This window comes from Actinoplanes sp. NPDC049598, assembly GCF_040675435.1.
In the GTDB taxonomy this organism is placed as follows: Bacteria; Actinomycetota; Actinomycetes; order Mycobacteriales; family Micromonosporaceae; genus Actinoplanes.
Map to the genome: position 1 here is coordinate 380,841 of NZ_JBFAOX010000005.1, position 19,915 is coordinate 400,755.

The following is a 19,915-nucleotide window of genomic DNA, read 5'->3' on the forward strand; positions in this document are numbered from 1 at the left end:
GGTTGCACACCTTGCACGGGTACGCAACGGTGGGAGCCGGCCGGTGGGCGACTTCGTGAAGATCGACGCGGGCCGTGCCGGAGTTGCTCCGGTGCGGCCTCGCTCGTTTCTCGCTGGGGTCGTCTTGGCAAGCCGGCACTGACAAATCACAACTAGGCGCATACTCCGGCCGACAGGGTGTGTATCCCCCCGGGGCCGGACGATGCGTATGTGAGGATGGACAGCATGTCGCACGGCGAAATCTTCGGTCTCGGCTCTGACGCGGCTACCGAACCCAGCTTCGAGACCGCCCTCCGCGGTTATGAGAAGAAGCAGGTCGAGCGGTACGTGGCCCGGGCCGAGAACGAGATCGCCGCGTTGGCGGCCGAGCGCGAGCAGGCGTACACCCAGATCCAGGCCATGTCGGCCCAGATCGAGCGCCTCCAGCAGGAGGCCGTGCAGGCCCGCCGCCAGGGCGGTCTCAGCCCCGAGGCGTCCTTCCGTCACCTGGGCCCGCGGGTCGAGCAGATCCTCGCGCTGGCCGAGGAGCAGGCCGAGGCGATCAAGCAGTCGGCCACCGACGACATCGCGGCCCGGCTGGCCGAGGCCGAGCGGGTCCGGGCCGAGGCCGAGGCGCACGCCCACAACGGCATCCGTGACTTCGAGATCGCGCTGGCCGCCCGCCGCGCCGAGGAGGAGCGGGCCGACGCCGCCAAGCGCGCCGCGACGGAAAAGGCGCTGGCCGCGGCCCGGCAGAGCGCCGAGCAGATGCGGGCCGAGGCGGAGACGACGCTGACCCGGGCCCGGGCCGAGGCCCAGCAGCTCACCGAGCAGACCGCGCAGCAGGCCCACCGTGTCCGCGCCGAGGCCGACGGGTACGCCCAGTCCACGCGCATGCAGGCCGATCAGGAGATCAAGGCGCTGCGCGACAAGAACCAGCAGGAGATCGCGGCCCACCGGGCCGCCGCCGAGCGCGACGCCGGTGAGAAGCGGGCCGCGCTCGACAACGAGCTGGGCCAGAAGCGCGCGGCCGTCGCGCAGGAGCTGACCCAGATGCGTACGGCCGTCGAGAAGCAGTGCGCCGACCTGCGCAGCGAGGCCGACAAGTATGCGGAGGAGATCCTGCGCCGCTCGGAGGAGCAGGCCACCGCCGTCCGCAACGAGATCGCGGCCCAGCAGGAGAAGATCGCCGAGGCCGGCCGCCGGCTCGAGGCGGCCAACGCCAAGGTCGCCGAGGCCGAGCGGGAGCTGGCCGCGGCCCAGGAGCGGGCCCGGGCCGGTGAGCGCGAGGCCGAGCAGGTCCAGCAGGATCTGGCCGAGGCCCACAAGGCGCTCGAGGCGGAGCTCAAGCGGGTCGTCGACGCCAAGAAGGCGGGTGAGGCGGCCGAGCGGCACGCGACCGACGTCCGCCGCCAGGTGCAGAAGGAAGCGAAGCGGGTGGCCGAGCTCGCGGCGGCCGCGGTGCTCGCCGCCGCCAGCTCCCCGGCCGACGACAACGACACCGACACCGACGAGCCGGCCGAGGAGAAGTCCGTGGCCGGCGGCCCGGTCGGGGCGCACGCCGCCGAGGCGCCGGCGCCCGGCAAGGTGACGGCCTCGGCCAAGGTGACCGTCCCGCCTTCGACCCGGGTCGGCGCCGACGCGGAGTGACGCTCGCGATCTTGCCGCCTGACGGGTGGCGGTCATTGCGGCGCAGCGATAACGTCGCGGCCGAGATGAGCGCGGCGGGCAAGTAGCAGCACCCCGGCTCTACCACCACTGTGGAGGACGCCGGGTGACGCAGGAGATAGAGCCGGACGAGCCCGAGATCCCGCCGCACCGTTTCGGCCGCCCCGGCCCGCCGCTGAACAAGCGCAACCCGTTCATGATGGGCCTGCTGGGCGGGTTCGGCGCCCTCCTGGCGTACGCGATCTATCAGGGTGTCCGCAACGCGGCGTCCATCCTGGTGCTGATCTTCATCGCGCTCTTCCTGGCCATCGGGCTCAACCCGGCGGTGACCCGGCTGCGCAAGTGGGGCCTGCCCCGCGGCCTCGCGGTGACGATCGTCGCGCTGGCGGTGGTGGGTCTCATCACGGGCGGGATCATCGCGCTGATCCCGCCGCTGGTCAGCCAGACCACGCAGCTGGCCGAGAACGTGCCCGACTACATCCAGCAGCTGCAGCGCAACGAGACGATCAACGAGCTGGTCCAGCGCTACGACATCGTCGAGCGGGTCAGCACCGCGCTGAACGCGGGCACGGTGACCAACGCGCTCGGCGGGGTGGTCGGGGCCGGCCGGGTGATCGCGGGCACGGTGTTCAACGTGCTCACCGTGCTGGTGCTCACGATCTACTTCATGGCCTCGTTCGACCGGATGCGCGAGACCGCTTACAGCCTGGTCCCGGCCTCCCGCCGGGTGCGGGTGCGGCTGTTGACGGACGAGATCCTGACCAAGGTCGGGGCGTACATGGTGGGCGCCATCTCGATCGCCGTGCTGGCCGGCGCGAGCAGCTGGCTGCTGGCCGTGATCCTCGGCCTGGGCTACCCGTTCGCCCTGGCCGTGGTGGTCGCCGTCTGCGACCTCATCCCGCAGATCGGGGCCACGCTCGGCGCGATCGTGGTCAGTCTCGTCGGCTTCGCGTCGTCGCTGACGGACGGCATCGTCTGCGTCGTCTTCTTCATCATCTACCAGCAGGTGGAGAACTATCTGATCTACCCGAACGTCATGCGGCGCTCGGTGAAGGTCAGCGACGTCGCCGCGGTGGTGGCGGCCCTGCTCGGGGTGGCCCTGTTCGGCGTGGTGGGCGCGCTGGTGGCGATCCCGATGGTGGCCGGTGTCCAGCTCATCGTGCGGGAGGTCGTGCAGCCGAGCCAGGAGGCCCGCTGACAGCGGTACAGGTCTGTACCGCCCGGGGCCCGGCCGCGATTACGGTCGTGTCATGAGCCCGCGACCGCTTGCCGACCCCACTGTGGGCGAACGCATCCGGGCCCGCCGCCTGCTGCGGGGGTGGAGCATCCGGTACGCGGCCAGCCGCGCCGGGATCTCGCACGCCACCTGGGGTCGTATCGAACGGGGGCTGCAGGCGGCCAACAACCGTTTCATGCTGGCCGACATCGCCGAGGCCCTGGAGTGCTCCTCCGGCGATCTGGCCGGCACCCCGGTCCCCGGCGCCGACCGGGCGGCCGCGATCACCCGGGCCGGGGTGCACGCGCTGCGGACCGCCCTGATCGACATCGACCTGGCCGAGCCGGGTCTGGAGGACGCGCCGCCGATGGCCGAGCTCGACCGGGCTCTGTCCCTGGTCGACACGCTCCGGCAGGCGTGCGACTACGCCGGGACGATGCGGTTGCTGCCGGGCCTGCTGCACCATCTGCACGCCGAGACGGCCGGGCCCGATCGGGGCCGCGCCCTGCGCCTGCTCTGCGAGGCCACCTTCATCGCCTCCTCGGTGCTGCGCAACCTGGGCCACCCGGGCGACGCCTGGCTGGGCGCCGAGCGCTGCCGGGACGCGGCCGAGGCGGTCGACGAGCCGGTGCTGCTCGCCTACGCGGCGTACGCCCTGGCCACGGCGGCCACGGCCAGCGGGTCGTACCAGAGGGGACAGACCCTGGCCGAGCGGGCGGTCGACGACCTGCGCCGGCACCTGGGCCGGCCGGGCGGGGCCGAGATCCTCGGCTCGCTGCAGCTCATCTCGGCCAAGGCGGCCCGCGGCCGCGACCACCCGCAGGACAGCGAGGCCTGGCTCAACGAGGCCCACGACCTGGCCCGGCGCACCGGCGAGACCACCACCATGGGCCTGTTCTTCGGTCCGACCAATGTCGACATCTGGCGGATCAGCATCGAGGTCAACGAGGGCGATCCGGGCCGGGCGGCCGCGGTGGCCCGGCGCCGGTCCCCGACGGCCATCGCGGCCGGCTTCCGCCAGGTCTTCTACTACGCCGACACGGCCCGGGCGCTGACCCGCATGCCCGGCCGCGAGCGCGACGCCATGCGTTACCTGCTCACCGCCGAGCGGATCGCCCCGCAGCACGTGCACACCACCGCCGACCTGCGCCACACGACGCAGGAGCTGCTGGAACGCCTGGGCGCGAGTGAGCTGCGGGGCCTCTCCGAGCGGATGTGGACGCCCTAGTCGCCCGGTTTCGCCATCGGGACGTCGCGGAAGGCCGAGGTCGTACGGTCGGCGTAGGCGTTCATGTCGCCGGTCTCCATCGGGCCGTCCCACGTGCGCGGCAGCGGCACCTCGACCGACGGGGCGACCCGCTGCACGATCTCGTCGAGCACCGTCTCGGCGTCACCGACCCACAGGTGCTTGCCGCCCTCGACCGGCACCACCTCGCACTGCGGCACGGCGGCGAACCGGTCGGCCGCCTCGGCCGGGCGCAGGTAGTCGTCGAACTCCGGGATCAGGGCGGTGACCGGCTTCCCGGAGGCGGCCCACGCCTCCAGGTGGGCGGGTTGCGAGAACCGCAGCGGCGGGGACAGCAGGATCGCCCCCTGGACGGCCGGGTCGAGGCCGTGCATGAGGGTCAGGTCGGTGCCGAACGACCAGCCCACGAGCCAGATGTTGGGCAGGTCGGCGAACTCGGCGTACTCGATGGCGGCGGCCACGTCGTACTTCTCGTCCACCCCGGCCGAGAAGGTGCCCTCGCTGGTGCCCCGCACGCTGCTGGTGCCGCGGGTGTTGAACCGCAGCACGGCGATGCCGGCCAGCGCCGGCAGCCGCCAGGCAGCCTTGCGGAAGACGTGGCTGTCCATCATCCCGCCGTGCGTGGGCAGCGGATGCAGGCAGACCAGCGTGGCTACCGGCTCCCGGTCGAGCGGCGTGGCCAGCTCGCCGACCAGGGTCAGGCCGTCGGCGGTCTCCAGCTCGATGTCCTCCCGCTTGGCGGGCAGGATCGAGTTGGCACGAATGGGGTTACTCACGAGAAGAGCCTTCAGTCGATCTCAGGGCGGCGGCGGGGTGGTCGGACGGGTCAACCATAACGAGGAGCATTGCGGGAACGCTCGACTCCTGGGGCGCGTCGGTCCCGCGCCTTCCAACACCCGGTGTGCCAGTGCCGCCGGTCCGACTCGTCCCCGCGCCCGTCGATGGGCCACGCCACCACGTGCGCCACGCCGGGCCGGATCTCCTGGACACATCCAGGGCAGCGGTACGTCTTCACGGCCGCCCCGCCGAAGATCGAGCGCACCATCCACTCGCCGTCCTGCCACTGCTGGACGCCCTCGATGCCCTTGCGGACCCGCTCGTCGGTCAGCCCACGGGGCTCGTCGGGCTCGCCACGACGGCGGGGACGGTTGCGGCGAGGGCTCACATGTTCAAGCGTACAAACAAGGGCTGACTCGCCGGTAACAACGGTCATAGACTGCTGTGATGACCGCTACTCGCGTGCCCGGCCTTCCGGTCGTCGAAGACGGTGTGCTGATCTCCACCAACCCGGCCACCGGGGCCGAGGCGGGCCGCGTGCCGGTCGCCGACGCCGACGCGGTCGGCACGGCCACGGCGCGGGCCAAGGAAGCCGGCCTGTGGTGGCAGTCGCTCGGCTACGACGGGCGCAAGGAGCGGCTGCTGCGCTGGCGGTCGCTGATCGCCCGCCGGGTCGAGGAGCTGGCCGAGCTGACCGGCCTGGAGGCGGGCAAGCCCCACGCCGACGCGGTGGTCGAGGCCGCCGCCGCCACCGAGCACCTCGACTGGATGGCCCGGCACGCCAAGGCCGTCCTCGGCCCGCGCCGCACGGCCAGCCGGCTGCTGCTCATGGAGCACTCCGGGCATCTGGAATACCAGCCGTACGGCGTGGTCGGGGTGATCGGCCCCTGGAACTACCCGATCCTGACCCCGATGGGCCCGATCGCCGGCGCGCTCTCGGCCGGCAACGCGGTCGTCTTCAAGCCCAGCGAGTACACGCCGGTCGTCGGGCAGTGGCTGGTCGACACGTTCGCCGAGATCGTCCCCGAGCACCCGGTGCTGCAGGCCGTGCACGGGCTGGGCGACGTCGGGGCCGCGCTGTGCCGCTCCGGGGTCGGCAAGGTCGCGTTCACCGGCTCCACCGCCACCGCCAAGAAGGTGCTGGCCGTCTGCGCCGAGAACCTCGTGCCCGCGGTCATCGAGGCCGGCGGCAAGGACGCCATGATCGTCGACGCGGACGCCGATGTCGCCGCGGCGGCCGAGGCCGCGGTCTGGGGCGCGATGACCAACGCGGGCCAGACCTGCATCGGCATCGAGCGGGCGTACGCGGTCGCCCCGGTCTACGACGCCTTCGTCGCGGCCGTGGTCGAGAAGGCCGGCAAGCTGCGCACCGGCGAGGAGATCGGCCCGATCACCATGCCCAAGCAGATCGACATCATCCGCGACCACATCGACGACGCCCTGGCCAAGGGCGGCAAGGCGGTGCTCGGCGGGGCGGGCGCGGTGCAGCCGCCCTACGTGGCCCCGACGGTGCTGGTCGACGTGCCGGCCGACTCCCGCGAGATCCGCGAGGAGACCTTCGGGCCGACGTTGACGATCACCAAGGTGGCCGACGCGGAGGAGGCGCTGCGGCGGGCCAACGACACCTCGTACGGCCTGGGGGGTGCCGTCTTCGGCAAGAAGAACGCCATCCGCCTGGCCCGGCGGCTGCGCTCGGGCATGGTCGCCGTCAACGGCGCGCTGACCTTCTCGGGCATGGGCAACCTGCCCTTCGGCGGGGTCGGCGACTCCGGCTTCGGCCGCATCCACGGCGAGGACGGGCTGCGCGAGTTCGCCCGGGCCAAGTCGATCACGGTGCGCCGGGGCCCGTCGCTGCTGCCCTCGATGACCTTCGAGCGCACCCCGGCGCAGGTGGGAACGATCATCAGGGCGTTGAAGATTCTGTACGGGCGGAAGTGAGCTAGGGTCCTCGACGTGGAAGCGGTCGAGGTCGAGGGCCTGCACGCCGGTTACGGAGCCACGCCGGTGCTGGTCGACGTGCACCTCACCGTGCCGACCGGCCGGGGCGTCTGCGTCGTGGGCGAGAACGGGGTCGGCAAGTCCACCCTGCTGCGCTGCGTGAGCGGCCTGCAAGAGGTGGAGAGCGGCAAGATCACAGTGTTCGGCGGCGACCCCGGCGCCACGCCCGAGTTCTGGCGGGCCGTCGTCACCACCGTCGAGCCCCCCACCTGGTACCCGGGTCTGACCGCCCGCGAGCACGCCGAACTGGTCTGCCGCGCCCACGGCCAGGAGCCCGGGGAGGCCGGCATCGACGAGGCGCTGGAGCGCTTCGGCCTGGCCAAGCACGCCGACGCCATCCCGCCCTCGCTCTCCTCGGGCCAGAAGCAGCGGCTCGTGCTGGCCATCGCCCTGCTGCGCCCCAGCTCGCTGCTGATCCTGGACGAGCCCGAGCAGCGCCTCGACCGTGAGGGCCGGGCCGACGTGGCCGGCCTGCTCGCCGACTACATGGCGGGCGGCGGCTCGCTGCTGATGGCCAGCCACGACGACGATTTCGCCATCGCGTCGGGCGCGGCCATCACCACGATGGAGTCGCTGAGCGCGGTCGCCGGATGACCACGGTTCCGCTCGCACCCGTACGGCGCTGGATCCTCCGCACCCAATCCGCCCACCGCGAGCGCGGCGCCACCCTGAGCAGCCTCTACATCGGCGCCCTGACCGTCGCCATCATCGGCGGCATGCTGCACCGGCAGCTGGCCGAGGTCTTCTGGCCACCCCACCCCGACGCCTCCGGCCTGGCCGGCGCGTCCCTCACCGCGCTGCTGTACGGCCTGCTCTACCTGGCCCTGCGCCGCTTCGGCCCGCTCGCCCTGAGCCGGGCCGCCGCGTCCTGGCTGCTCACCGCCCCCGTCAGCCGGCGCAGCCTACTCATCCCCTCGCTGCGCATCGCCGCCCTGGTCGCCGCCGTGATCGGCGCCCTCGCCGGCGTAGCCATCGTCGGTCACACCGCTCCCCGTACCCCTCCCGTTGCTTTATTGGTAACGGCCGGCGCCCTCCTCGGCCTGGTCCTGCTCCTGATCGCGGCGGCCGCGCAGGCGGGTGGCCGCTGGGGCGTCGCCGTCGACACCCTGATGAGCCTGGTCTTCGCCGCCGGTTTCGCCGGCCTGGTCACCGACACCACCCTCGACCAGCCCGTCGCCGTCACCGCCTGGCCCCCGGCGAGGACGCTGGTCCCCCTGATCGCGGGCGTCGCGCTGGTCGTCCTGATCGCTTCGGCCCTGGTCGTACGGGGTCTCGCCCGCACCCCGAGCGATCACATCCTGGACGCCTCCCGCACCGCCGGCACCCTGTTCGACACCGCCTTCGGCATGGAACCCTCGTTCCTCACCGACATGATCGAACGCCGCTACTGGTCCCGCCGCCGCCTGCGCTCGGTCGCCCTCCCGTTAGCGTCCCGCCTGCCGGTCCTGACCGCCCAGGACGTGCTGCTCACCCTCCGCCGGCGCCGCCGCCTGCTGACCCTGGTCTTCCTGGCCGCGTTCCCCTTGCTGCTGGGCAACGCCCCCGCCTGGCTCCTCGGCGCCGCCGTCCTGCTCGGCACCCTGACCGCCGCCATGACCGCCACCGGCAACGTCCGCACCGACGCCGGCAACGCGGTCCTGCTGCGCCTGCTCGGCCTCTCCTCCCGCCAGGCCGTCCTCCAGCGCCTGTGGGTCCCCGGCGTCCTGGCCGCCCTCTGGTCGGCCGCCGCCCTGACCGCCCTGGACCTGCTCGGCGACCTCCCCCCAGGCCCGTGGTGGGCCCTGGGCCTGGCCCTGGGCCCGGTCGGCGCCGCCGCCGCCGTCCACCGCGCCCGGGCCGGCTTCGTCCGCAACGACCTGCTGCCGCTCGACACCCCGATGGGCACCCTCTCCACGGGCCCGCTGGTCAACGCCGTGATGGGCCCCGACCTGCTGCTCCTGGGCCTGCCCGCCCTCCTGGAGATCGCCCAGCACAACCCCCTGTCCTGGACCACCGTCCTGGTCCAGGCCGTCGTCGGGGTAATCGGCGCCCGCGCCTACGTCTCCGGAACCACCGAGACAACCCGCACCGAACTACACGCGAGCTAAGTGCCAGGCGCAGCACTGAGCCGGCGTGACGTCGAGTCGTGGTGGTCTTGCCGCAGCGCGCGAGCCAACGACCAGGACGGCGGGATGGGCAGCCAGGACCGCATCGAGTTCAGAGTCGAGGAGGCGCGGAAGTTGGCACCTCACCCATTCACTATTTAGCCCACCACCCAGTCACGATCCAGCACAGTCGAAAGGGCGGCTCTACACGACCGGGGACATAGCTGTCCGGCTCGGCGGAGGGACCCGCCAGTACGCCGCCTCGATCGCCGGGCGCAAGGGCTTCCCCGACTTGTACGAGGATTGGGGTCCCGGCCAGCTGAAAGTCTGGCGCGTCGGGCCAGCCCACCACCCAGATCAGCCCGGGTGACCCGGCCCCCTCCCCGCACCCCAGCGCGGCAGCGAACAACAACCCCCACCCGACCGCACGGGAACCGCTGAGCCCAGCCCAGCGCTCAGAGACCGGCGACCACCCACCTGGCCGTAGCGTGACACCCGGCCGTCGTGCGCAAGCAAGCCCAACCCACAGCCTCTCGCCCACCCCGCAAAGCGCAAGCAAGCGGTCAGAACAGAGTCAGCTCGTCCCGCTCCATGCCGCGCAGCTTGTCGTAGTCGACGACGACGCAGCGGATGCCTCGGTCGGTGGCGAGCACTCGGGCCTGGGGCTTGATCTCCTGGGCGGCGAAGACCCCCTGCACCGGCGCCAGCAGCGGATCCCGGTTCATCAGCTCGAGGTACCGGGTCAGCTGCTCAACCCCGTCGATCTCGCCGCGCCTCTTGATCTCCACCGCCACCGACTTGCCGTCGGCGTCGCGGCACAGCAGATCCACCGGCCCGATCGCCGTCATGTATTCGCGGCGGACCAGGGTCCAGCCCTCGCCGAACGTCTCCGGGTGGGCCGCGAGCAGCTCCTGCAGGTGGGCCTCGACCCCGTCCTTCTGCAGACCCGGGTCGACACCCAACTCGTACGACGTGTCCTGGAAGATCTCCTCCAGGGTGATCCGCAGCTCCTCGCCCGCCTTGTTGACGACCTTCCACACGCCGGGCTGTTCGTGCAGCTTGCAGGGTGGGCTCATCCAGTTCAGCGGCTTGTAGGCGCGGTCGTCGGCGTGGATGGAGACCGACCCGTCGGCCTTGACCATCAGCAGCCGGGTGGCCGGTGGCAGGTGGGCGGACAACCGGCCGACGTAGTCGACGGAGCATTTCGCGATGACCAGGCGCACCGTAGGACCGTACCGGAAGGCGCCGTTGGCGCCCCAATGCCATCCTTGAGTCGTGCTCGAAGCCCTCACCGGCACCGGCCTCGCCGCCTCCGCCGGGTTGAACGCCTACATCCCCCTCGTCATCATGGGCGGCCTCGCCCGGTACACCGATCTGATCGATCTCCCGACCGGCTGGTCCTGGCTGTCCAACGGCTGGACCTTGTTGATTCTCGCCCTGCTTCTGGCCATCGAGGTCGTCGCCGACAAGGTGCCGGTGGTCGACCACTTCAACGATGTGGTGCAGACCGTTGTCCGCCCGACCGCCGGTGGTCTCGCGTTCGGCGCGGGCTCGGCCTCGGAGACGGTCACGGTCAGCGATCCGGGTTCGTTCTTCGGCTCGCATCAGTGGGTGCCGATCGCGGCCGGCGTGATCATCGCGCTCGGCGTGCACGGTGTGAAGGCCGCTTCCCGGCCGGTGGTGAACACCACCACGGCCGGTTTCGGGGCGCCGGTGGCGAGCACGGCCGAGGACATCGGCAGTGTCCTGATGTCCGTGCTGGCCATCGTCCTGCCGGTGTTGGTCCTGGTCGGACTGCTGTTGATCGTGCTCGGCGGATTCTGGGTGTTCCGTCGCCGTCGCCGCAAGAGGGCGAAGCGCACACAACTGTCGGGTTCCGGCACCCCGCACTCGTTTGGTTGACTCTCAGCCGTGCCCGCGATCGCCGTTCCCGTCTTCGCTCTCGCGTGGTGGGCCGCCTGCTATCTGCTCGGCCGTGATCCGGTGCGGCAGGCGACGGGGCGGGCGGCCGCCGCGCTGATGGCGTACGCGGTCGGGGTGGCGGTGTGGACGGTCGCGCCCGGCTCGATGCCGGCCCAGGTGCTGTTCTGCGCCCCGGCCCTGCTCTGGGCCGGCAGCGCGGTGGCATTGTTGCCGTCGTCGCTGCCGGAGCGGCGGCCGATCGATCTGGGCTGGCTCACCCTGTCGGCCGCGTTCCTGGTCACGGTGGTCGCGCTGCCCGAGGCGGGCCGGCTGGTGGTGCTGGCCCCGCTGGCCGGCGGGGTGGTGCTGCTCTGGCGCTTCCGTGATCAGGTGCGGCCGCCGATGCTGCCGGCCGCCCTGGTGGTCGCCGCGGTGCTGTACGGCGTGACGCTGACCGCGCTGCTGCTGCCGCTCAGCCTCGGGGCGCCGGTCCTGGTGATCGCCGCGCTCGGGCTGGACCTGCTGATTCTCGGTTTCCTGGTCGCGGTCAACGACGCGATGGGGGCCGGCGAGCGGCTCCGGCCCGACCTGACCCGGTCGGTGCTCGGCGCGCTGGCCGCGATCGTGCTGCTGGGGGGCCCGTCGGCCCTGACCATGCTCGCGGTCGACTCGGACGCCGTGCTGATCCTCCAGTTCGCCCTGATCGCCGTGGTGATGACGCTGGCCGGGCTGTCCGGCGCGGTGCAGCGGGCGCTCGACGCGATCGCGTTCCGCCGGGACGGGCGGCTGCGGGCCGAGCGGTCGGCGCTGCTGATGCTCATCGAGGCCCTTCCGCGGCAGCGCCACCGGCCCCCGTTGCCGAGTGTGCCCGAGGACGACTTCCGGCGCTTCACCGAGCAGGCGCTCGACCACTACGGCGACCTGGGCCGGTTGATGCGCAGCCCGCTGATCGACCTGCCCGCGATCGACCGGCGGCTGGGCCGGCGGGACCAGCCGTGGGCCCGGGCCGCCGAGTTGCGCAAGGTGCTGCACGAGGGCGTGGACCGGCTACGGCCGGCCGGGGCTTTCGACACGACGGACGCCTGGCGGTCGTATACCGTGTTGCACTACTGCTGCGTGCTCGGCCTCGATCCGTACGCCCGCCGGCTGAAGACCGACGGCCTGGACCGGGACGCCCGCCGGGCCCTGGACTGGATGCGGCGGCAGGTGCCGCGCCGCCGCCTACGGCGCTGGCAGGCCGAGGGCGCGGCGGTGATCGCGGGGCGGCTGCGGGCGGAGATGGCGGGCGGGCAGCCGCAGTGGAGTGTGCGGACGGCACCGACACGCAGCACGTAATTGTCCGTTTCGTGCCAAAAATGAGTAAAATCCCCCAGCGTGATTTCCAGGGGGTCAGGTGGGTAGCCACCGCAACGCGCTGGTCGCCGTCGTCCGGCAGGAATTGGCCGAGGCTCGGGGGGCGGCGCGGGCGGTGCTGGCCGAGGCCGAGTCGGCCCGGGGCGAGGCGCAGAACCGGCGGCGGCTCGTCCGGGAGGCGTACGCGACCTGCCTGAACCAGCTCGCCGAGGCCCGCGACGCCGCCCGCCGCGACATCCAGCGCCGCTTCCAGCACGAGTCGACCCGGCTCGCCGGCAACGTGCGCCGGCTGGCCGCGGTCACCGCGACCGGCGCGGCCGGCCTGCCGTGGCGGATGTGGGCGCCCACCGAGCCTGCCCCCGGCGCCCGCCCCGGGCTGCTGCGCATCGGCTCGCTCAATGTGGACGACACGGCCGCCCTGCCCGCGCTGGTGCCGTTCCTGGACGCCGCGCACCTCCACTTCGAGGGCACCCAGCCGGTGGTCGACGGCGTGATAACCGGTCTGTTGCTGCGGGCCCTGGGCAGCATCCGGCCGGGCGAGGTCGAGCTCACCGTCTACGACCCCGAGCACCTGGGCGGCACGCTGGCGCCGTTCGCCCCGCTCGGCATCTCGTTCGTGGCGCCCGGGTCGCTGGGATCCACCCTGGACGATCTGGTCGAGCACATCTGCCGGGTCAACGAGACCGTGCTGGCCGGCGAGTACCAGTCGCTGGCCGATCTCACCGCGGCCACCATCGGCCCCCGGCCCGAGCCGTGGCGGGTGGTGGTGCTGCTGGCCGACCCGGCCACCGCCGAGGAGCTGACGAACGCCCAGCGGGCCCAGCTCGACCGGATCGTACGGACCGGGGTCGCCTGCGGCGTGCATCTGGTGGTACGCGGTCTCGAGCTGGGCGACCATCCGACCGTACGCCGCCTGGTCGTCGGCGATCAGACGGCGACCTGCGACATCACCGGCGACCTGGAGATCCGCCTCGATCCACCGCCGCCGGCCGAGCGGGTCACGTCGTTCTGCCGGGCCACCGCCGAACGCCTGAAGGCCGGCCCGCCACCGGCCCGCTTCGCCGATCTGGAGCCGCGCGAGCTGTGGGCCGAGTCGTCGGCGCACGGGCTGAGCGCGCCGATCGGCGACGCCACCGACGGCACGCTGATCGAGGTCCCGCTCGGGGACGACCCGCCGCACGCGCTGATCGGCGGCCCGTCGGGCTCGGGCAAGACCAACCTGCTGTACGCCTGGCTGGCCGCCCTGGCCACCCGCTACGGCCCCGAGGAGCTGGCGTTCTACCTGCTCGACTTCAAGGAGGGCGTGTCCTTCGCCCGGTTCGTGCCGGGGCCGCGCGACCCGGCCTGGCTGCCGCAGGTGCGCCTGGCCGGCATCAACGTCAACGGCGACCGCGAGTTCGGCCTGGCCATGCTGCGGCACCTGAGCGAAGAGCTGCGGACCCGGGCCCAGGCGGCCAAGCGGGTGGACGCGACCAAGCTGGCCGAGCTACGGGCCGAGGACCCGGCCGGGCACTGGCCGCGCATCGTGGCCGTGATCGACGAGTTCCAGGTGCTGCTGGCCGGCCGGGACGCCGTGGCCGACGAGGCCGTCACCCTGCTCGAGGACCTGGCCCGGCGCGGCCGCTCGCAGGGCATCCACCTGATCCTGGCCAGCCAGGACGTCTCCGGTATCGAGGCGCTGTGGGGCCGCGGCGGCCTGATCGGACAGTTCACGTTGCGCATCGCCCTGCCCAAGGCCCGCCGCATCCTAGCCGAGGACAACCTGGCGGCGGCGGTCATCCCGCGCTTCCACGCGGTGGTCAACACCCAGTCCGGCGCGTCCGGGGCCAACCAGGTGGTCCGCCTGCCCGACGCCGGTGACCGGCTGGTCTGGCGCAGCCTGCAGCGCCGGCTGTGGCGCGACCGGCCGGAGGGGTGCGAGCAGCCGCGGCTGTTCGACGGCGACGCCGTCCCCCGGCTGCCGGAGAGCTGCCGCCCGGCCGGCCCGGTGCCGGACGCCGCCTCCCCGGTCGGCTCCTCGCCGGGGGCGGTGCTCGGCGAGCGCATCGACGTGGCCGCCCGCCCGGCCCGGCTGCGGCTGGGCCGGATGCCCGGGCGCAACCTGGCCGTGCTCGGCACCCGCACGTCCGAGGCGTGCGACGTGCTCGCCGCGGCCGCGCTGTCGCTGGCCGCGCAGGGGCCGGCCCATTTCAGCATCGTCTGCCTGGACCCGGACGCGGCCCACGCGGCGGCCCGGCTGATCGCCGAGCTGCCCTCGGCCGACTGGTGCGAAGAGCTGCCCACGGAACCGTTCGGGACCATCCCGCACTACGTGATGGGTTACGCCCTGGACGCCGGGGCCGACCCCGCCGCGCTGCGCCGACTGCTGGTCGAGGGCCCGGAGCACCGTACCCACGTGCTCGGCTGGTGGCGCTCGGTCGGGCGACTCCGCGACAGCCTAGGCGGGCCGGGGGCCCGGCTCGACCCGATCGGGGCCTGGGTGGCGCTCGACGTGCAGGGGGCCGACCTGGCGCCGCTCTATCCGCAGCCGGGCGGGCCGTCCTGGTACCCGCGCGACCGCCGGGCCCTGTTCTTCGACCGCTCGGTGCACCGCACCCCGGAAGTCATCGTCCCGTATGAGGTGAACAGTGACCACACGTGACCGCCAGCCCATCGGGCGCGACTACCAGCTCATGGTGAGCGCCCTGGCCGAGGCGACCCGGCGGCGGGACGCCGAGATGGGCAACGCCGAGCACGCGTACCAGGAGAGCGCGGCCCAGGCCGCGGGCGAGCTGTCCCGGGCCGAGGGTGACGCGCTGTCGGCCGACCGCTGGGCGGGCGCGGCCGCGGCCCAGGTGCTCGACGTGGACCGGGAGGCGGCCCGGCTCTGGGACCAGTTGCGGCGGGCGCGAGGTCTGCGCGTACGGGCCCTGGGCGAGATGCCCGAGCCGGTGCCGGTCGACGCCGTGCCCCGCGCCGCGCTACCCCGCAGCCCCGAGTCGCCGCAGATCAAGGCCCCGCGCTCGCTGCTGGCCCAGGCGGCCGAGCGGATCGACCACACCATCCATCCGGCCGGCCGGCGCTCCCTGCCGCGCTGGGCGCTGCCGTTGCTGCCGGTGCTGGGGGCGCTGGTGGCGACGCTGGCCGGGCTCGTCGGCTCGGGCATGGTGACCTTCGGCAGCACCGGGGTGTGGGGCGGCACGGCCCTGCGCGGGCTCGGCTGGCTGGCCTTCCTGGTGGCGCCCTCGGCCGGGGTGCCGGTGGCCGCGCTGGTCGCCCACAAGCGGCTCCAGGCCCGGCTCGACATCGGCGGCATCGGGCTCACTCTGTTGGGCGGCATGATCGCCGCCACCCTGATGTCGCTGGCCTTCGCGGCCAAGCACTGAGGCTTGACCGGACGGTTGAGGGGGTAAACCGGGCGCGTGGGCGGATATGTGTGGCAAATCGTTCTGGTCGTCGTGCTCGTGCTGCTCAACGCCGCCTTCTCCGGCAGCGAGATGGCCCTCATCTCGCTGCGCGAGAGCCAGCTGCAGCGTCTCGAGCGCCAGTCACGGGGCGGCCGCACGCTGGCCCGGCTGGCCCGCGACCCGAACCGGTTCCTGGCCACCATCCAGATCGGCATCACGCTGGCCGGCTTCCTCGCGTCGGCGGCCGCCGCGACCTCGCTGGCCAGACCGCTCACCGGGCCACTCGGCTTCCTCGGCACGGCGGCCGAGCCGGTCGCGATCGTGCTCGTGACCATCGTGCTGACCTTCTTCACGCTGGTCATCGGCGAGCTGGCGCCCAAGCGGATCGCCATGCAGCGGGCCGAGGGCTGGGCCCTGCTGGCCGCCCGGCCGCTGGACCTGATGGCGTCGCTCTCCCGGCCGGCCATCTGGCTGCTGGGCAAGTCGACCGATCTCGTCGTCCGCCTGGCCGGGGTCGACCCCACCGCGACGCGGGAGGAGGTCAGCACCGAGGAGATCCGCGACATGGTCACCCAGCAGCAGGAGTTCACCCCGGAACAGCGCACGATCATCAGCGGCGCCTTCGAGATCGCCGAGCGGATCCTGCGCGAGGTGCTGGTGCCCCGCCGCGACGTGCTGATCCTCCCCGGCGACCTGCCGGCCAAGGAGGCGCTGACCCGGCTGGTGGCCAGCGGGCGCTCCCGGGCCCCGGTGACCGGGCCGATGGGCCTGGACGACGTGCTCGGCGTGGTGCACCTGCGCGACCTGATCGACGCCGAGGGGCCGGTGCGCGACCACCTGTACACCGCGCTCTTCCTGCCCGAGACGCTCAAGGTCTCCGACGCGCTGCGCCAGCTGCGGATGCAGCACCAGCAGTTCGCGTTCGTGGTCGACGAGCGGGGCGCCATCGACGGCATCGTCACCATGGAGGACCTGGTCGAGGAGATCGTCGGTGAGATCTACGACGAGACGGACCGGGACGTGCAGTCGGTGGTGCGCGAGCCGGACGGCGCGATGCTGCTGCCGGGCACCTTCCCGATGCACGACCTGCCCGACATCGGCGTCGACGTCGAGCGGGAGGACGAGGGCGACTACACCACCGTCGCCGGGCTCGTGCTGGCCCAGCTCGGGCACATCCCCAGCAAGCCCGGCGAGGTGGTCGAGGTGGACGGGCACACGGCCGAGGTGGTCGAGGTGACCGGGCGGGCCATCACGCAGGTGCGGGTGCGGCCGGCACCGAAACCGGACCCGGAGTTCGACTAGGACCATCGGGGGCGTACGCGACGGAGAGCACCGCGTGCGCGACGAGCACCGCGTGCTCCTTGGCGTCGTACGGCCCGACCCGCAGCTCGACCGCGTGATCACCGAAGACGGCCCGGACCGTCCAGCTGTTCGGGTGGCGGTCGTCCTCGCGGCTGTGGTTGACGATCACCTGGGTCGCCGAGCGCACGTTGACCGCCGACCACTTCTCGTCCGAGGTCCCCCACGACCGGAACCAGCCGGGGGCGACCGCCAGGGCGCCCTTGCGGGCCTCGGCGAGCGCCCACTCCATCTGCTCCGGCGTCATGACCAAATGGTAGGGGGACGCTACGCTCCGCGACCCCCGGACGCACCGATCAGTACGCGTAGAAGCCCTTGCCGCTCTTGCGGCCCAGGTCGCCCGCCTGGACCATGCGCTGCAGCAGCTCCGGCGGGAAGAACTTCTCGTCCGCGGTGTCGCGGTAGATGTTGCTCGCCGCGTTGAGCATGACGTCCAGCCCGGTTAGGTCGACGGTGGCCAGCGGGCCCATCGAGTGCCCGAAGCCCAGCTTCATCACCGTGTCGAGGTCGGCCGCGCTGACCACGCCGGTCTCGACCAGCTTGATCGCCTCGACCAGCAGGGCCGAGAAGAGCCGGTTGGAGACGAAGCCGGCCACATCACGCTTGACCTCGACGCAGGTCTTGCCGACCTCCTCGGCGTAGGCCCGGGCCGTGGCCAGCGTGTCGTCCGAGGTCTGGTAGCCGCGGACCAGCTCGACCAGCTTCATCATGGGCACCGGCGAGAAGAAGTGGATGCCGACGACCGACTCCGGCCGCTCGGTCACCGTGGCGATCTGGGTGATCGGGATGGCCGAGGTGTTGGTGCCGAGGATCGCGCCGCCCTTGCAGATCTTGTCCAGGGCCCGGAAGACCTCGTGCTTGGCCTCCACCTTCTCGTAGATCGCCTCCACCACGACGTCGGCGTCGGCCACCGCGTCGAGGTCGGTCGTGGTCGTGATCCGGCCGATGGTGGCCTCCACGTCCTCGTCGGAGATCTTGCCCTTGGCCGCGAACCGGCCGAGCGAATCCCGGATCGCCGTCATGCCCCGGAACAGCGAGGCGTCGTCCACGTCCCGCATGGTGACCTGCCAGCCCGCCTGCGCCGAGACCTGCGCGATGCCGGAACCCATCAAGCCGGAGCCGATGACCGCGAGTCGACCCGCCATGTGCCACTCCCCTGAGTAAATGTGTGTCCTCGGCCTCACCCTACTTAACGGAAATTCAGGAGCGGGAGGGCGTCTCTATCGGGGCAAATCCGGGTAAAGGGCTAGGTTGCGGTGCCAGACTATGCCCATGGCCACAGGCAACGGCTGGTATCTCCTCGGGCCCCTCATCGCCGTCGGTCTGGTCGGCTTCCTCGGTGCGATCTTCTGGCGCATGGGCCTGGGGTGGACCCTGTCCCACGAGGCCGGGGCGAGCGATCCGTACGCCGCCGGTCTCGCCATCTTCGGCGAGCCGGACGACTACGGTCTGCTCTGCCCGGCCGCCGTCACGATCGACACCGAGATCGCCGACGAGATCCGGCAACTGCTCGGCGACGCCGGCATCCGCGCCACTCAGGCGATCGGCCGCGACGGGCGTACGGCCGTGCTGGTCTTCCCCGAACACGTCGAGGAAGCCCGTCGCCTGGTCGGCGGCTCGCCGGCCCTTTAGAAGTCGAAGGTCGGCTCGGGCACGTCGGCCCGCTCCACCTCGGCCCCCAGCGCGGCCAGGTCGGACACGAAGTCGGGGTAACCGCGGTCGATGTGGTGCACCTCGCCCACCTCGGTCACCCCGTCGGCGCACAGACCGGCGATGACCAGCCCCGCCCCGGCCCGGATGTCGGTCGCCCGCACCGGCGCCCCGGACAGCCGCGGCCGGCCGTTGACCACGGCGTGGTGCCCGTCGGTCCGGATGTCGGCGCCCAGCCGGACCATCTCGTTCACGAACATGAAGCGGCCGTCGAAGATGTTCTCGGTGATCAGCGAGGAGCCCTCGGCCACCGAGGCCAGGCCGATCGCCATCGGCAGCAGGTCGGTGGCGAAGCCCGGGTAGGGCAGGGTGACGATGTCGACGGCCCTGGGGCGGTCGTCCATCCGCACCCGGAACTGGTTGTCGCCGGGGTCGACCGTGGCGCCGGCCGTGACCAGCTTGTCGAGCGCGATGTCGAGGAACTCGGGCCGGACGCCCTGGACGGTCACGTCGCCACGCGTCATGGCGGCGGCGAACGCCCAGGTGCCGCCGACGATCCGGTCGCCCACCGTGGTGTGGTGCACCGGGTGCAGCTCGTCGACGCCCTCGATGGTCAGCGTGGAGGTGCCCGCGCCCTCGATGTGGGCGCCCATGTCGGTCAGCATCTCGCAGATGTCGACGATCTCCGGCTCACGGGCCGCGTTGTCGATCTCGGTCGTGCCCTTGGCCAGGACGGCCGCCATCAACAGGTTCTCGGTGGCGCCGACGCTCGGGAAGTCCAGCCAGATCTTGCTGCCCCGCAGGCCGTGCGGGGCCGACGCGATCACGAAGCCGTGCTCGCCCGAGATCTCGGCGCCCATCCGGGCCAGACCCGAGACGTGCATGTCGAGCCCCCGGGAGCCGATCATGTCGCCGCCCGGCAGGGCCACCCGCACGTAACCGCGGCGGGCCAGCAGCGGACCGAGCACGCAGATCGACGCCCGCAGCCGGCGCACCAGGTCGTAGTCGGCCTCGCTGCCCGGCTCGGCCGGCACGTCGATGGTCGCCTCGCCCCCGTCCAGGGTGACCTGGCAGCCCAGCCGCCGCAGCACCTCGGCCATGATGGCGATGTCGGTGATGCGCGGAACGTTCGCGACCACGCTGCGGCCCTGCGCGAGCAGCGCGACCGCCATCAGCTTGAGCGCCGAGTTCTTCGCCCCACCGACACCGACCTCGCCGGTCAGCGCGGTCCCGCCCTTCACCCTGATCACATCCACGCGGGCCATGGTATGAGTCGCCGCCGAACCGCCGCTCCGTA

At 72.5% G+C, this 19,915-nt stretch carries 18 protein-coding genes; 12 read left to right on the forward strand and 6 right to left on the reverse strand.

Annotated features, from left to right (window positions below; all coding sequences use genetic code 11):
* Nucleotides 1-225 precede the first annotated feature (225 nt).
* The 3 genes from AB0J66_RS15205 to AB0J66_RS15215 all read left to right on the forward strand — a co-directional run bounded on the left by AB0J66_RS15205 (nucleotide 226) and on the right by AB0J66_RS15215 (nucleotide 4,091).
* Nucleotides 226-1,629, forward strand: coding sequence for a Laminin subunit beta-1 (locus AB0J66_RS15205; protein ID WP_364660087.1), 1,404 nt, complete (start codon nucleotides 226-228; stop codon nucleotides 1,627-1,629).
* 124 nt (nucleotides 1,630-1,753) lie between these two features.
* On the forward strand, nucleotides 1,754-2,845 hold the full coding sequence (locus AB0J66_RS15210) for an AI-2E family transporter (RefSeq protein ID WP_364660089.1): 1,092 nt from the start codon (nucleotides 1,754-1,756) through the stop codon (nucleotides 2,843-2,845).
* A gap of 52 nt (nucleotides 2,846-2,897) precedes the next feature.
* Nucleotides 2,898-4,091: a helix-turn-helix transcriptional regulator gene (locus AB0J66_RS15215; protein WP_364660091.1), complete on the forward strand. Its 1,194-nt coding sequence runs from the start codon at nucleotides 2,898-2,900 to the stop codon at nucleotides 4,089-4,091.
* Here AB0J66_RS15215 and AB0J66_RS15220 read toward each other — a convergent pair.
* Both AB0J66_RS15220 and AB0J66_RS15225 read right to left on the reverse strand, forming a co-directional pair.
* On the reverse strand, nucleotides 4,088-4,885 hold the full coding sequence (locus AB0J66_RS15220; RefSeq protein WP_364660093.1) for an alpha/beta hydrolase: 798 nt from the start codon (nucleotides 4,883-4,885) through the stop codon (nucleotides 4,088-4,090). The two genes, AB0J66_RS15215 and AB0J66_RS15220, sit on opposite strands and share 4 nt — an antisense overlap.
* A 50-nt stretch (nucleotides 4,886-4,935) precedes the next feature.
* Nucleotides 4,936-5,274 (reverse strand): hypothetical protein, encoded by a 339-nt coding sequence (locus AB0J66_RS15225; protein ID WP_364660094.1) that lies wholly within the window; start codon nucleotides 5,272-5,274, stop codon nucleotides 4,936-4,938.
* 59 nt (nucleotides 5,275-5,333) lie between these two features.
* Here AB0J66_RS15225 and AB0J66_RS15230 point away from each other — a divergent pair, with 59 nt between their 5' ends.
* From AB0J66_RS15230 to AB0J66_RS15240, 3 genes are read left to right on the forward strand one after another with little or no spacing between them, the layout of a single operon-like run.
* Complete coding sequence (locus AB0J66_RS15230; RefSeq protein ID WP_364660096.1) at nucleotides 5,334-6,824, forward strand: aldehyde dehydrogenase family protein; 1,491 nt, start codon at nucleotides 5,334-5,336, stop codon at nucleotides 6,822-6,824.
* Nucleotides 6,825-6,839: 15 nt separating this feature from the next.
* Nucleotides 6,840-7,478 (forward strand): ABC transporter ATP-binding protein, encoded by a 639-nt coding sequence (locus tag AB0J66_RS15235; protein WP_364660098.1) that lies wholly within the window; start codon nucleotides 6,840-6,842, stop codon nucleotides 7,476-7,478.
* Nucleotides 7,475-8,971 carry a DUF6297 family protein gene (locus tag AB0J66_RS15240; protein WP_364660100.1) on the forward strand — a complete coding sequence of 499 codons (1,497 nt, stop codon included), beginning with the start codon at nucleotides 7,475-7,477 and terminating at the stop codon, nucleotides 8,969-8,971. The genes AB0J66_RS15235 and AB0J66_RS15240 overlap by 4 nt, the downstream gene beginning before the upstream one ends.
* A gap of 560 nt (nucleotides 8,972-9,531) precedes the next feature.
* On the opposite strand, the gene nucS is transcribed toward AB0J66_RS15240, so the two are convergent.
* Nucleotides 9,532-10,191, reverse strand: coding sequence for an endonuclease NucS (nucS, locus tag AB0J66_RS15245; protein ID WP_364660102.1), 660 nt, complete (start codon nucleotides 10,189-10,191; stop codon nucleotides 9,532-9,534).
* A gap of 52 nt (nucleotides 10,192-10,243) precedes the next feature.
* Between nucS and AB0J66_RS15250 the strand changes: the two genes are divergently transcribed.
* The 5 genes from AB0J66_RS15250 to AB0J66_RS15270 are packed head-to-tail and all read left to right on the forward strand — an operon-like array spanning nucleotide 10,244 to nucleotide 16,911.
* Nucleotides 10,244-10,870 (forward strand): DUF4126 domain-containing protein, encoded by a 627-nt coding sequence (locus AB0J66_RS15250; protein WP_364660104.1) that lies wholly within the window; start codon nucleotides 10,244-10,246, stop codon nucleotides 10,868-10,870.
* A gap of 9 nt (nucleotides 10,871-10,879) precedes the next feature.
* Nucleotides 10,880-12,205 carry a hypothetical protein gene (locus AB0J66_RS15255; RefSeq protein WP_364660106.1) on the forward strand — a complete coding sequence of 442 codons (1,326 nt, stop codon included), beginning with the start codon at nucleotides 10,880-10,882 and terminating at the stop codon, nucleotides 12,203-12,205.
* A 58-nt stretch (nucleotides 12,206-12,263) separates the two neighbouring features.
* Nucleotides 12,264-14,864 carry an FtsK/SpoIIIE domain-containing protein gene (locus AB0J66_RS15260; protein WP_364660108.1) on the forward strand — a complete coding sequence of 867 codons (2,601 nt, stop codon included), beginning with the start codon at nucleotides 12,264-12,266 and terminating at the stop codon, nucleotides 14,862-14,864.
* Entirely contained in the window at nucleotides 14,851-15,588 is a 738-nt protein-coding gene (locus AB0J66_RS15265) for a hypothetical protein (RefSeq protein ID WP_364660110.1), read from the forward strand. The genes AB0J66_RS15260 and AB0J66_RS15265 overlap by 14 nt, the downstream gene beginning before the upstream one ends.
* A 36-nt stretch (nucleotides 15,589-15,624) precedes the next feature.
* The gene (locus AB0J66_RS15270) at nucleotides 15,625-16,911 is read left to right on the forward strand and encodes a hemolysin family protein (protein WP_364660112.1); all 1,287 of its coding nucleotides are present in this window, start codon (nucleotides 15,625-15,627) and stop codon (nucleotides 16,909-16,911) included.
* On the opposite strand, the gene AB0J66_RS15275 is transcribed toward AB0J66_RS15270, so the two are convergent.
* Together AB0J66_RS15275 and AB0J66_RS15280 are read right to left on the reverse strand one after the other, a co-directional pair.
* Nucleotides 16,859-17,215 carry a hypothetical protein gene (locus AB0J66_RS15275; protein ID WP_364660114.1) on the reverse strand — a complete coding sequence of 119 codons (357 nt, stop codon included), beginning with the start codon at nucleotides 17,213-17,215 and terminating at the stop codon, nucleotides 16,859-16,861. The genes AB0J66_RS15270 and AB0J66_RS15275 overlap by 53 nt on opposite strands.
* 49 nt (nucleotides 17,216-17,264) lie before the next feature.
* On the reverse strand, nucleotides 17,265-18,113 hold the full coding sequence (locus AB0J66_RS15280; RefSeq protein WP_364660116.1) for a 3-hydroxyacyl-CoA dehydrogenase family protein: 849 nt from the start codon (nucleotides 18,111-18,113) through the stop codon (nucleotides 17,265-17,267).
* A gap of 127 nt (nucleotides 18,114-18,240) precedes the next feature.
* On the opposite strand from AB0J66_RS15280, the gene AB0J66_RS15285 reads away from it, so the two are divergent.
* The gene (locus AB0J66_RS15285; RefSeq protein ID WP_364660118.1) at nucleotides 18,241-18,600 is read left to right on the forward strand and encodes a hypothetical protein; all 360 of its coding nucleotides are present in this window, start codon (nucleotides 18,241-18,243) and stop codon (nucleotides 18,598-18,600) included.
* Here AB0J66_RS15285 and murA read toward each other — a convergent pair.
* Nucleotides 18,597-19,883: a UDP-N-acetylglucosamine 1-carboxyvinyltransferase gene (murA, locus tag AB0J66_RS15290; protein ID WP_364660120.1), complete on the reverse strand. Its 1,287-nt coding sequence runs from the start codon at nucleotides 19,881-19,883 to the stop codon at nucleotides 18,597-18,599. The genes AB0J66_RS15285 and murA overlap by 4 nt on opposite strands.
* Between the last annotated feature and the right edge of the window lie 32 nt (nucleotides 19,884-19,915).